Raw genomic sequence first — 12,693 nt, forward strand, 5'->3', positions numbered from 1 at the left:
ACAGCTGGGCCAGCGTACGCAGCAAGAACGCAGCCAATACGTCTATAACCCCGCCTGACGGAATCCTGACGCGCTCTTAACGCCTTTCCTTCCGGCGGCGTAGCGAACGCACTCCTGCTTGGGAGCGGAAACCGCACGTCCGGTGAGGAGACATCGAGATGGCGAAGACAGGCACCCGGTCGAGGCCTTCCGCTGCGATGTGCCGCGCCGGCCTCGACCAGGTCGACAGGTCAGTCGTCGATCGCCTGGTAGAGGGTGGTCCAGAAGTCGTTGATGGCCCGCGCCGAATCCGGAGTGGACATCCCGGTCTGGGTGAGGAGGATGCCGACCAGCCCGTTGGCCGGGTCGGCGTACGTGGTGGTGCCTGTTCCGCCGTCCCAGCCGAACTGGCCGATGGGCGCGTAGTCACCACGGTACGTGCGCACCGCCATGCCGAAGCCCCAGCCGCCGTGCTGTCCCTGGCCGTGTGACAGGTGGACGAGCTTGCGGGCCCGCTCCTCCCGGTCGGCCAGCTGCTCGGCGGGGAGGCGGTTGGTCGTCATGAGCTCGACGGCGGGCCGGGACAGGATCCGCCGGTCGCCGTGTGTCCCGTGGCCCAGCAGCATCCGGAAGTAGGCGTGGTAGTCGTCGACGGTGGAGTCGAGTCCGCCGCCGCCCGACTGGAACGCCGGGGGCTTGCTGTGGTGTCCCCCTTCGGCCGCGTCCGCCACTACGAACTCGCCGGTCTGCGGATCGGGAGCGTAAAGGGGCGGCAGCCGGTGGATCTTGTCCGCGGGCACGTGGAAACCGGTGTCCTTCATCCCCAGCGGCTCAAAGACCCGCTCGCGCAGGAACGCCTCGAACGACTGGCCGGCGACCCTGGCCACCAGCACTCCGAGGACGTCGTCGCCGACGTTGTACAGCCACCGCTCCCCGGGCTGGTGCATCAGCGGGAGCGTGCCCAGCCTGCGCATCCACTCGTCCGGCTCCGGTGCCGGCAGCAGCCACCCGTCCTCCTGGCCGTAGACCCCCCGCGCGAAGAACGCGCCCATGATCGGGGAGGTCGGCGCCGTCATGTCCAGCCCGAGCCCGAGCGTGGACGTGAGCAGGTCCCGCACGGTGATCGGACGCCGCGCCGGCACGGTGTCCTCCAGCGGGCCGTCGGCCCGCTTCAGGACCCTCCGGTCGGCGAGCTCCGGCAGCCACCGGTCCACCGGGTCGTCCAGCCGTATTCGGCACTCGTCGAGCAGGACCATCGCCGCGGCGGACGCGACCGGTTTGGTCGTCGAGGCCATCCGGAAGATGGTGTCCCGGCGCATCGGCGGGCCGCCGTCGTGGCGCATCGTCCCGATCGCCTCGACGTGGGTCTCCCCGCCCCGGCTCACCAGGGCGACGAGTCCGGGGATCTTCCCGGACTCCACGTGCCGTTGCAGCACCTCGCGCAGCTTGCGCAGTCCTGCTTCGGAGAAGCCTTTGTTGCCTTGTCCCACCGTGAATCCCCCTGTTCGATCTTGTGAAACCCATTCCGGCGTGGCGGTCGCGATGCGTGGCGTCGCCGCTGTGACACCACCACTGACGTGCCACGGGGGTGGCCCGCCGGGGGCCACCCCCGTGGACCTGCGCCGTGTCGCCGTCAGACGGTCCCGTCTTCGGCGGCGGCGTGCTCGATGTCGTCGGTGAGCCGCTTGCGCGCGCGGGCGGGGACGTAGCCGCCCTCCGAGTAGTTCTGCGCGAAGGTCTCGGCGAACTCCACCGGGTCCTCCCCGACGATGTCGCGGATCGGCGTGCCGTCCGCCACGGCCTGCTCGAACAGGTCCGCGAGGTCCTCGAACATCGACGCGTTGCTGTCGGCGTCGACCGGCACGAAGTGCATCAGGTGCCGCTCGATCGCCTCGACCGCCGTACGGTGACCGCCGGGAAGCTCCTTGACGCGCGCCTTGTACGCCCGCCACCGCTTCTTGGGCCCGATCACCCTCGCGATGATCCCGCTCTTCTCGACGTCGGACATGACTACCCGCCCTCCCCTTCACGGAGCTGTTCCAGTCGTTCCGCGAGGAAGCTCCACGTCCCCCAGAACTCATCGAGGTATTCCCGCCCCTGGGCGTTGAGGGAGTGCACCTTGCGCGGGGGCCCCTTCTCCGAGGCGACCTTCGCCACGTCGACGAGACCACGCTTCTCCATCCTGACGAGCAGCGCGTAGACGGTCCCTTCGGCGATGTCGGAGAAGCCCTGCTCCCTCAGGCGTGCCGTGATCTCGTACCCGTAGGCGGGCCTGCCGGCCAGGGACGCGAGGATGATGCCCTCCAGCGTGCCCTTGAGCATCTCGGTCAGCAGCTTGGCCATGGAACGCCTCCTCCCCTGAGCTATTCAGCGTCGTTGACTACTGGTACACAGTAACGCTGACTACCGGTACTTAGCAAGACGGATTAGCTGCGAAGGGGGACGCGGCTCGGAGCTCATCCCATGCCGGGGATGTGGGAGACGAGGAGGTCGATGAGCTTGATCCCGACGAACGGCAGGACGAGCCCGCCGAGGCCGTAGACACCGAGGTTGCGGCGCAGCAGGTCGTGGGCGGAGGCGGGCTTGTAGCGGACGCCGCGCAGGGCGAGCGGGATGAGGGCGACGATGATCAGCGCGTTGAAGATGATCGCCGAGGTGATGGCGGACCGGGGGCTGCTCAGGCCCATGATGTTGAGGGCTTCGAGGCCCGGGTAGGCCGCGGTGAACATCGCCGGGATGATCGCGAAGTACTTCGCGACGTCGTTGGTGATGGAGAAGGTGGTCAGGGCGCCCCGGGTGATGAGGAGCTGTTTGCCGATCTCGACGATGTCGATGAGTTTGGTGGGGCTGGAGTCGAGGTCGACCATGTTCCCGGCCTCCTTGGCGGCCGAGGTGCCGGTGTTCATGGCGACGCCCACGTCGGCCTGGGCCAGGGCAGGGGCGTCGTTGGTGCCGTCGCCGGTCATCGCGACCAGCTTCCCCCCGGCCTGCTCCCGCTTGATGAGGGCCAGCTTGTCCTCGGGCGCGGCTTCCGCCAGGTACTCGTCGACGCCCGCCTCGGCGGCGATGGCGCGGGCCGTCAGCTCGTTGTCGCCGGTCACCATGACCGTACGGATCCCCATGGCACGCAGCTCCGCGAAGCGCTCCCGGATCCCCTCCTTGACCACGTCCTTCAGGTGGATGATCCCGAGCACCCGCGGCCCGTCCCAGTCGTGGACCGCGACCAGCAGCGGGGTGCCCCCGGATTCGGACACGGAGGCCGACCATGCGACGGCCTCGGCCCGTACCGTTCCGCCGCGTGCCGCCACCCAGTCGCAGACCTGTGCCACCGCGCCCTTGCGGATCGCGCAGCCGGCCCCGTTGGCCCAGCTGAGGTTGATGCCGCTCATCCGGGTGCGGGCGCTGAACTCGGTGAAACGGGGGTTGCTGAGCTCCTCTGCCGTGGTCGGCTGAAGTCCGTACCGCTCGGCGAGGGCGATGACGGAGCGGCCTTCTGGGGTCTCGTCGGCGAGGGAGGAGAGCTGGGCCGCTTCCGCGAGCTTGGTGTGGTCGATGCCGGGGAGCGGGATGAACGCCGCGGCTTCCCGGTTGCCGTGGGTGATGGTGCCGGTCTTGTCGAGGAGGAGGGTGTTGACGTCACCGGCGGCCTCGACGGCGCGTCCGCTCATCGCGATGACGTTGCGCTGGACCAGGCGGTCCATTCCGGCGATGCCGATCGCGGAGAGCAGCGCGCCGATCGTGGTGGGGATGAGGGTGACGAGGAGCGCGACCAGCACGGTCGTCGACTGGGCGGCTCCCGCGTAGGCCGCCATCGGCTGGATGGAGACGACGATCAGGACGAAGATGACGGTCAGGGCGGCCAGCAGGATGTTCAGGGCGATCTCGTTCGGGGTCTTCTGCCGGGACGCGCCTTCCACCAGGGCGATCATCCGGTCGATGAAGCTGTTGCCGGGGCGCGAGGTGACCCGTACGACGATCGAGTCGGACAGCACGGTCGTCCCGCCCGTGACGCCGGACCGGTCGCCGCCCGACTCCCGCAGCACCGGGGCCGATTCGCCGGTGACGGCCGACTCGTCCACCATCGCGGCGCCGTCTACCACATCGCCGTCGGCCGGGATCAGCTCGCCGGCTTCCACGAGGACGAAGTCGAAGGGCTGGAGCTCGGCCGGGGTGACGGCCTCGGTCCTGGCCTGGCGCAGGTTCGCCCCGTACGTCCAGTGCTCCAGCCGCAGGGCGACCGTGTCCGTACGCGCCTTGCGCAGTGACTCGGCCTGGGCGCGTCCCCGGCCTTCGGCGACGGCCTCGGCGAGGTTGGCGAACAGGACCGTCAGCCAGAGCCAGACGCTGATCACCCAGGTGAAGACCGACGGATGGATGAGCGCGGAGAGGGTGGTCAGCACGGATCCGACGGCGACGACGAACAGCACCGGCTTCTTGACCAGTTCTCGCGGGTGGAGCTTGCCGACGGCATCCCTGGCAGACGTGGCGAGGAGCTCGGGCTCCAGCAGGTTCGCCTGGCCGGGGCGTTTGCGCGAGGGCCGGTCGGCCGGGGTCCGTGACGGGGTCCCGGGACCCGGAGGAACGTGCTGGGCTGCGGCGGGAGCCATGCAGAGACCTTCTGGTGAGTGCGGCTGGGCACCCCTCGTCCGCGACGGGACGCAGGTGGGTGCGGGTGAGGAGTGTCGCCACCGGGGGCCTTCTCCATCGACCCCCTCGGCCGTCATATGAGGATGTGAGACCCCCGGCGGCGCAACAGGCAGGAAGCTACTGCCTGTTGGTCATGCGATCCCCTTTCCGTCAGGGGAATTGGCGCCTTCCTTACGGCGGCGTACGGGCCGCGTCAAACCGCCGTGAAGGACGCGTCAGCGAGCGTCCGACGTGATGCGGAAACGCAGCCGGCAGATCACCGCGTCGGTGTCCCGGCGGACCGCGTGGGCGACGACCGAGCCCCGCTGGTTCTGCAACAGCCGCTGCCACAGGCGGGCCGGTTCGGTCTCCGGAATGAGCACGGTGACCTGGGCGTCCGGGTGGTCCCGCGTCAGCTCGCGCACGTAGCCGGACACGGGGCGTCCGAGGGACCGGGTCTGCGCGGAGAGCTCGATCAGCTCCACGCCGGGCTTCCACAGCTCCCAGTCCCGGCGCAGCGCTTCGGCGGCCTGCCGGTCTTCGGGGGCGGTGTGGGTGACCGTCACGGCGAGAACCTCGTCCCCCAGGGAGCGTGCGGCGGTCAACGCCTGGCAGGTCAGCAGCGACAGTCCCGAAACGGGCACCACGACCAGGGATCGCGAGCGGTGCGGTGCGACCGGGATCCGGCCGAGTTCGAGACGCTCGCCGATGTCGGCGTACGTGCGGTGGATCTTCTCGAAGCCGAGGACGAGCAGCGGCAGCGCGAGCACGATCAGCCAGGCGCCCTCGGTGAACTTGGTCGCGGTGACGACGACGGCCGACACGCCCGTCAGCAGGGCGCCGAAGCCGTTGAGGGCCGCCTTCCCCTGCCATCCGCGCCGGCGTTCGGCGTACCAGTGCCGGACCATGCCCACCTGGCAGATGGTGAAGCCGACGAAGACCCCTATCGCGAACAGCGGCACGAGGGTGTTGGTGTCACCCCCGGAGAACACCAGCAGCACGGAGGAGACGAGCGCCAGCCACACCACACCGTGGCGGTGCACCTGGCGGTCCGCCTTGAGCGCGAAGACGTGCGGCAGGTAGTTGTCCCGGGCGAGCAGGCTCATCAGGACGGGCAGGCCGCCGAAGGAGGTGTTCGCGGCCAGCGCCAACAGCACCATGGTGGCGAACTGGACTACGTAGAAGGCTGCGTTGTGCCCGAACGAGGCGTCCGCGAGCTGCGCGAGGACGGTGACGCCTTCTACGGGCTGGAGGTGGAAGCGCCCGATCAGCACCGACAGGCCGATCAGCATGACGCCCAGGAGGGCGCCGAGCGCGACCTCGGTGCGCTGGGCGCGGCGGACCGCCGGGGTCCGGAAGGACGGCACGGCGTTGGCGACGGCCTCGACGCCGGTCAGGGCGGAACAGCCGGCCGCGAAGGCCTTCAGCAGGAGCAGCGCGCCGACCGTGGTGGCGCCCTCACCGAGTACGGAGGCGTGCCCGGCGGCGGAGGCGGTACTGACGGGCCCGTCCCGGAACAGCCCGACGGCGATCATGACGAGGATCGAGCCGACGAACAGGGCGGTCGGGACCAGGAACGCCTTTGCCGAATCGACCACGCCCCGCAGGTTGACGGCGGTGACCAGGACGAGGACCCCGAGGCAGATCCACACCCGCTCCCCGTACAGCCCGGGAAAGGCCGATGTCAGGGCGGCCACGCCGGCCGTCACGGAGACCGCGACGTTCAGCACGTAGTCGAGGATCAGCGAGGCAGCGGCCACCAGGCTCGTACGCCGTCCGAGGTGCTTCTTCGCCACGGCGTACGAGCCCCCGCCGTCCGGGAACGCCGCGATGACCTGGCGGTACGAGGCCACCAGCACGGCCAGCAGGGCCGCGATGGCGAGCGTCACCGGGAGGGTGAAGCCCATCCCGTACGCGCCGGCCGCGGCCAGCACCAGCACGATCGACTCGGGCCCGTAGGCGACGGACGCCATGGCGTCGAGTGACAGCGCGGCAAGCCCTTGCAGGGAGGTCAGTTTGTGCCGGTCCGGCGCCAATTCCACGGACGCCGCCACGCCGGTATCAGGCGGCTCCTCCGTACCGGGAGCCCGTCCCGCCGCCGTCGGCTTTTCCATGTGCATGGCCATCTTCGCTGTTCCTCCGTTGGACAAAGTCAGGCCAGCGTCGGGACCGCACAGCAGGATGGCCAGTGCTCTTGGCGGAATCCATACGCCGGGCGCGCCACTCTTCACGCGCTCCTGACGCCGGGGGCGGAAAGCCGTATGGGGTGCGTCAAGACCTCGCCGGGGTGCGCGGCTCCCCCACGCCCGGGGGCACGCTTGCAGTGGGCGACACACGCCCGACGAACGGCGAGGAGACGTGCCGATGAACGCGGAGAACGCGATCGGGCTCATCATCGCCATCGTCCTGCTCGGAAACCTGGTGACCGCCCTGATCGAGCCCGAGAGGTTCTGACTCAGGATCGCCATGTCCGGACCGGAGGCATCACATGTCCGGGTTCCGCTTCCACGACCGGGTCGCGCTGCTCGCGGCCCTCGCAACACCCCTCCTCGTGGCGCTCGCGCTCGTACCCTTCCGTACGGATCTTTCCGCGACGAACGAGGCTCTGATCTTGGTTGTCGCGGTGGTCGCCGTGGCTGCCTCGGGCACACGGGCCGCCGGAGCGCTGGCCGCGCTCTCCGCGGCCGCCTGGTACGACTTCTTCCTCACCGAGCCGTACCAGCGTTTCGCCATCTCCGACGGTGACGAGATCCAGACGGCCGTCCTCCTGCTGGTCGTCGGCCTGATCGTCGGCCAGCTGGCCGTACGCACTCGCCGCCTGCGCACGACCGTGATCACGGGCGCCGCGCACCTGTCCAGCCTCGAAGGGAGCGCTCGGCTGGCCGAGGCCGGCGCCTCGCCGGACGCAGTCGTCGAGCACGTCCGCCGCGAGCTCGTGGGCCTGCTGGGGCTGCGCGGCTGCCGCTTCGAGTACGGGACCCTGATGGGCCACCGGCCCCGGCTGGCGCACGACGGCAGCCTGTGGTTCCGCCAGGGAGACCGGATCACGGAGTACACGGCGTGGCCGCCGGACGGCGAGACCGAGCTGCGGGTCGTCGGCGGCGGACACTACTACGGCCGCTTCCTCCTCGAACCTGCGCCCGGCCACCCCCTGCCCTCTGAAGAGGCCCGTCTGGTGGCGGTCGCGCTGGCCGCGCAGGCAGGCGCCGCCTTGGACACGGCAAGCCTCCCCCACCAGTGCTGACGCACGGCTCACCGGTCTGCCGCGTATGGGTCCCGTTAAGAGTTCCCGTGGGCCCGTATGGACCCCGTCAAGGCGTCTTAACGCCGGGATGAAGACACGGTTATCTCGTCATCGGCCAGCTGGCCGATTCATTTCTTCCCTCTTCATCCAGGAGCTCACGGTGGCCGATCTGGCCTTCGTCGTCACCACGGTCGCGGTCTTCGCGCTGGTGGCTCTCATCGCCCGGGGGGTGACCAAGCTTTGAACGCCGAAAACATCGTCGGCCTCATCGTGGCCGTCTCCCTGCTCGGATACCTCATCCTCGCCCTCGTCAAGCCGGAGAGGTTCTAGCCACCGATGAGTCCCGTTCTCGCTGGTGTGCTCCAGCTCCTCGCACTGATCGCCGCGCTCGCACTGGCCTACCGCCCCCTGGGCGACCACATGGCCCGCGTCTACTCCTCCGAGAAGCACTACAAACCGGAGAAGTGGATCTACAAGGCCATCGGCGCCAACCCCACCGCAGAAATGCGCTGGCCCGCCTACCTGCGCGGCGTCCTCGCCTTCTCCGCGGTGAGCGTCCTCTTCCTCTACGCCCTCCAGCGGCTCCAGGGCGTCCTGCCCGGATCGCTCGGCTTCCAGTCGATCGACCCGGACCAGGCGTTCAACACCGCCGCCTCGTTCGTCGCCAACACCAACTGGCAGTCGTACTACGGCGAGCAGGCCATGGGCCACGTCGTACAGACCGGCGGCCTCGCCGTCCAGAACTTCGTCTCCGCCGCGGTGGGCATGGCCGTCGCGGTCGCCCTCGTACGGGGCTTCGCCCGCTCCCGCACCGGCGAGCTCGGCAACTTCTGGGCCGACCTGGTGCGCGGCACCGTCCGCATCCTGCTGCCGATCTCCGTCATCGGCGCGCTCGTCCTCGTCGCGTGCGGGGCGATCCAGAACTTCTCCGGGATCCACGAGGTCGGCCAGTTCACGGGCGGAACCCAGCAGTGGAACGGCGGGGCCGTGGCCTCGCAGGAGGTCATCAAGGAGCTGGGCACCAACGGCGGCGGCTACTTCAACGCCAACTCCGCCCACCCCTTCGAGAACCCCACCCCGTTCTCCAACCTGTTCGAGATCTTCCTGATCCTGGTCATCCCGTTCGCGCTGACGCGGACCTTCGGCCGCATGGTCGGGAACCTGCGCCAGGGCTACGCGATCCTCGCCACGATGGCGACGATCTGGCTCGGCTTCACCGCGCTGATGATGTGGACCGAATTCGCGCACCACGGCCCGGCCCTCGAGGTCGCCGGCGGCGCCATGGAGGGCAAGGAGACCCGCTTCGGCATCGGAGCCTCCGCGATCTTCTCGGTCGCCACCACCCTCACCTCCACGGGCGCGGTCAACTCCTTCCACTCCTCCTACACCGGCCTGGGCGGCGGCATCCAGCTGCTGGGCATGCAGCTCGGCGAGATCGCCCCCGGCGGCGTCGGCTCCGGCCTCTACGGCATGCTCGTCATGGCGATCATCGCGGTGTTCATCGCCGGCCTGATGGTCGGCCGCACCCCCGAGTACCTCGGCAAGAAGATCGGCACCCGCGAGATCAAGTTCGCGGCCTGCTACATCCTGATCACCCCGGCCCTGGTCCTCGGCTTCACGGCCGCGGCCATGGCCCTGCCGACCCCGCCGCACTCCATGCTCAACTCCGGGGCGCACGGCTTCTCCGAGGTCCTGTACGCCTACACCTCCGGCGCCAACAACAACGGCTCCGCCTTCGGCGGCCTGAACGCCGACACCCAGTGGTTCAACAGCACCATCGGCATCGCGATGCTGCTGGGCCGCTTCCTGCCCATGGTGTTCGTCCTCGCGCTGGCCGGCTCGCTCGCCGAGCAGAAACCCGTCCCCGAGACCGCGGGCACCCTCCGTACCGACAAGCCGCTCTACACCGGCCTCCTCGTCGGCACGATCCTCATCGTCACCGGTCTGACCTACTTCCCCGCCCTCGCGCTGGGACCGCTCGCCGAAGGGCTCGCATCATGAGCACCGCCACACCCACCAGGGCTCCGCACCAGGACGTGCCCACCGGCCACAAACCGGCCGCCGCCGGACGCGTGGGCGGCGGACTCTTCGATCCCAAGCAGCTCCTGAAGTCCTTCCCCGACGCCGTCCGCAAGCTCGACCCCCGCGTCATGATCAAGTCGCCGGTCATGTTCGTCGTCCTCGTAGGGTCGGTCGTCACCACAGCCCTCGCGCTGAAGGACCCGACGGACTGGTTCGGCTGGGCCATCACCGCCTGGCTGTGGCTGACCACGATCTTCGCCAACCTCGCCGAGGCCGTCGCCGAGGGCCGCGGCAAGGCCCAGGCCGACACCCTGCGCAAGGCCAAGACCGACTCCGTCGCCCGCCGCCTGACCAAGAACGGCCTCGGCGAGGAGCAGGTCCCGGGCACCGAGCTGAGGATCGGCGACCTCGTGGTCTGCGAGGCCGGCGACACCATCCCCGGCGACGGAGACGTCGTCGAGGGCGTCGCCTCCGTCGACGAGTCCGCCATCACCGGTGAATCCGCCCCCGTCATCCGGGAGTCGGGCGGTGACCGCTCGGCCGTGACCGGCGGCACGAAGGTCCTCTCCGACCGGATCGTCGTCAAGATCACGACCAAGCCCGGCGAGACCTTCATCGACCGCATGATCGCCCTCGTCGAGGGCGCCGCCCGGCAGAAGACGCCCAACGAGATCGCCCTCAACATCCTCCTCGCGTCCCTCACCATCGTCTTCCTGCTCGCCGTCGTCACCCTCCAGCCCTTCGCGATCTACGCGGGCGCCAAGCAGTCGATGATCGTGCTCACGGCCCTGCTGGTCTGCCTGATCCCCACCACGATCGGGGCCCTGCTGTCCGCGATCGGCATCGCCGGCATGGACCGCCTGGTCCAGCGCAACGTCCTCGCGATGTCGGGGCGTGCGGTCGAGGCTGCCGGTGACGTCTCGACGCTGCTGCTCGACAAGACCGGCACCATCACCCTCGGCAACCGCCAGGCCTCCGAGTTCGTCCCCGTCAAGGGCACCACGGAGGCCGAGCTGGCCGACGCGGCCCAGCTGTCCTCGCTGGCCGACGAGACCCCCGAGGGCCGCTCCATCGTCGTCCTCGCGAAGGAGAAGTACGGGCTGCGCGAACGCCACCAGGGCGAGCTGGAGCACGCCGAGTGGATCGCGTTCACCGCCCAGACCCGCATGTCGGGCGTGGACGTGGACGGGAAGCAGACCCGCAAGGGCGCGGCCGGATCCGTCATCACCTGGGTCAAGGAGCAGGGCGGCCAGGTGACCGACGAGGCGGGCTCGCTCGCCGACAGGATCTCCGAGGCCGGCGGTACCCCGCTGCTCGTCGCCATCCAGGACGACAAGGGCGCCCGGGTGCTCGGTGTCATCCACCTGAAGGACGTCGTCAAGGAGGGCATGCGCGAGCGGTTCGACGAGCTGCGCCGCATGGGCATCAAGACCGTCATGATCACGGGCGACAACCCGCTGACGGCCAAGGCCATCGCCGAGGAAGCGGGCGTGGACGACTTCCTCGCGGAGGCGACGCCCGAGGACAAGATGGCCCTCATCAAGCGGGAGCAGGCGGGCGGCAAGCTCGTCGCGATGACCGGCGACGGCACGAACGACGCGCCCGCCCTCGCGCAGGCCGACGTCGGCGTCGCGATGAACACGGGCACCTCGGCCGCCAAGGAGGCCGGGAACATGGTGGACCTGGACTCCAACCCCACCAAGCTGATCGAGATCGTCGAGATCGGCAAGCAGCTGCTCATCACCCGCGGCGCGCTCACCACGTTCTCCATCGCCAACGACGTCGCGAAGTACTTCGCGATCATCCCGGCCATGTTCGCCGTGGTCTACCCGGGCCTGGACAAGCTCAACATCATGGGCCTGGCCTCCCCCGAGTCCGCGATCCTCTCCGCCGTCATCTTCAACGCGCTGATCATCATCGCGCTCGTCCCGCTCGCGCTGAAGGGCGTGCAGTACAAGCCGACCAGCGCGGACAAGATGCTCCGCCGCAACCTCGGCCTCTACGGACTCGGCGGCCTGATCGCCCCGTTCATCGGCATCAAGATCATCGACCTGCTCATCTCCCTCATCCCCGGAATCGGCTGATCGGCAATGAACTCTTCCGTATCCAGCACCGTGCGTCTGATCGGGGCCGGCCTACGGGCCCTGCTCGTCCTGACCGTGATCTGCGGGGTCATCTACCCGCTCGCCGTCACCGGGATCGCCCAGGCCCTCTTCAACGACAAGGCCAACGGCTCCGAGATCAAGGACAAGAGCGGCAACGTCGTCGGCTCCTCCCTCATCGGACAGACCTACAACCTGCCCAAGCAGAACCCGGACGACCCCGAAGAGGCGGCGAAGCCGGACCTGAAGTGGTTCCAGCCACGCCCCTCCAACGGTCTCGGCGTCAACAGCGTCAACACCCAGTACTCACTGATCCTCTCCGGCGCCACCAACAGGGCCGCCGACAACGGTGCCGTAAACGGCAAGTGCACCGAGGACGCCGCGGAAGGCACCCTCTGCGCGCAGGTCGTCGCCGCCAAGGAAGCCGTGATCGCCGACAACTCCACGGCCGGCCACACGGTCAAGCCGGAGGACGTGCCGGCCGACGCCGTCACCTCCTCCGGCTCCGGCCTCGACCCCAGCATCTCCCCGGAGTACGCCGAGCTCCAGGTCCACCGGGTCGCCGAGAAGAACAAGCTCGACGTAAAGCAGGTGGAGAAGCTCGTCGAGCAGAACACCGAGGGACGCACCCTGGGGTTCATGGGAGAGCCCCGCGTCAACGTCCTCAAGCTCAACATCGCGCTCAAGGCACTGACCAAGAGCTGATGCTCCACATCGCAC

Annotated in this window: 11 protein-coding genes; 6 read left to right on the forward strand and 5 right to left on the reverse strand. The window is 69.2% G+C overall.

The features are described 5' to 3' along the window. Positions 1 to 230 precede the first annotated feature (230 nt). From ACQKM2_RS06930 to ACQKM2_RS06950, 5 genes are all read right to left on the reverse strand, one after another. A complete protein-coding gene (locus ACQKM2_RS06930; RefSeq protein WP_427707252.1) occupies positions 231 to 1,469 on the reverse strand; it encodes a serine hydrolase domain-containing protein in 1,239 nt (412 codons plus the stop codon). A 143-nt stretch (positions 1,470 to 1,612) separates the two neighbouring features. Beyond that, complete coding sequence (locus ACQKM2_RS06935; RefSeq protein ID WP_427707253.1) at positions 1,613 to 1,987, reverse strand: DUF1048 domain-containing protein; 375 nt, start codon at positions 1,985 to 1,987, stop codon at positions 1,613 to 1,615. A gap of 2 nt (positions 1,988 to 1,989) precedes the next feature. Next, positions 1,990 to 2,322, reverse strand: coding sequence for a PadR family transcriptional regulator (locus ACQKM2_RS06940; RefSeq protein WP_427707254.1), 333 nt, complete (start codon positions 2,320 to 2,322; stop codon positions 1,990 to 1,992). Between the two features lie 113 nt (positions 2,323 to 2,435). After that, positions 2,436 to 4,586, reverse strand: a complete 2,151-nt coding sequence (gene kdpB / locus ACQKM2_RS06945) for a potassium-transporting ATPase subunit KdpB (RefSeq protein ID WP_427707255.1) — start codon at positions 4,584 to 4,586, stop codon at positions 2,436 to 2,438. A 255-nt stretch (positions 4,587 to 4,841) separates the two neighbouring features. Further along, complete coding sequence (locus tag ACQKM2_RS06950) at positions 4,842 to 6,731, reverse strand: APC family permease (RefSeq protein ID WP_427707256.1); 1,890 nt, start codon at positions 6,729 to 6,731, stop codon at positions 4,842 to 4,844. A gap of 238 nt (positions 6,732 to 6,969) precedes the next feature. Here ACQKM2_RS06950 and ACQKM2_RS06955 point away from each other — a divergent pair, with 238 nt between their 5' ends. The 6 genes from ACQKM2_RS06955 (at position 6,970) to ACQKM2_RS06980 (ending at position 12,678) form a co-directional block, all read left to right on the forward strand. Beyond that, positions 6,970 to 7,059, forward strand: a complete 90-nt coding sequence (locus tag ACQKM2_RS06955) for a potassium-transporting ATPase subunit F (RefSeq protein ID WP_427707257.1) — start codon at positions 6,970 to 6,972, stop codon at positions 7,057 to 7,059. Positions 7,060 to 7,093: 34 nt separating this feature from the next. After that, complete coding sequence (locus tag ACQKM2_RS06960; RefSeq protein ID WP_427707258.1) at positions 7,094 to 7,849, forward strand: DUF4118 domain-containing protein; 756 nt, start codon at positions 7,094 to 7,096, stop codon at positions 7,847 to 7,849. Between the two features lie 240 nt (positions 7,850 to 8,089). Beyond that, a complete protein-coding gene (gene kdpF / locus ACQKM2_RS06965) occupies positions 8,090 to 8,179 on the forward strand; it encodes a K(+)-transporting ATPase subunit F (protein ID WP_427707260.1) in 90 nt (29 codons plus the stop codon). A 6-nt stretch (positions 8,180 to 8,185) separates the two neighbouring features. Then, the gene (gene kdpA / locus ACQKM2_RS06970) at positions 8,186 to 9,850 is read left to right on the forward strand and encodes a potassium-transporting ATPase subunit KdpA (protein WP_427707261.1); all 1,665 of its coding nucleotides are present in this window, start codon (positions 8,186 to 8,188) and stop codon (positions 9,848 to 9,850) included. Beyond that, positions 9,847 to 11,955: a potassium-transporting ATPase subunit KdpB gene (gene kdpB / locus ACQKM2_RS06975; protein ID WP_427707262.1), complete on the forward strand. Its 2,109-nt coding sequence runs from the start codon at positions 9,847 to 9,849 to the stop codon at positions 11,953 to 11,955. Before kdpA ends, kdpB (ACQKM2_RS06975) begins: the two co-directional genes overlap by 4 nt. Before the next feature lie 6 nt (positions 11,956 to 11,961). After that, positions 11,962 to 12,678: a potassium-transporting ATPase subunit C gene (locus ACQKM2_RS06980; protein ID WP_427707263.1), complete on the forward strand. Its 717-nt coding sequence runs from the start codon at positions 11,962 to 11,964 to the stop codon at positions 12,676 to 12,678. Positions 12,679 to 12,693: the final 15 nt, after the last annotated feature.

The sequence above is a fragment of the Streptomyces sp. NPDC004126 genome (genome assembly GCF_050275515.1).
Classification (GTDB): Bacteria; Actinomycetota; Actinomycetes; order Streptomycetales; family Streptomycetaceae; genus Streptomyces.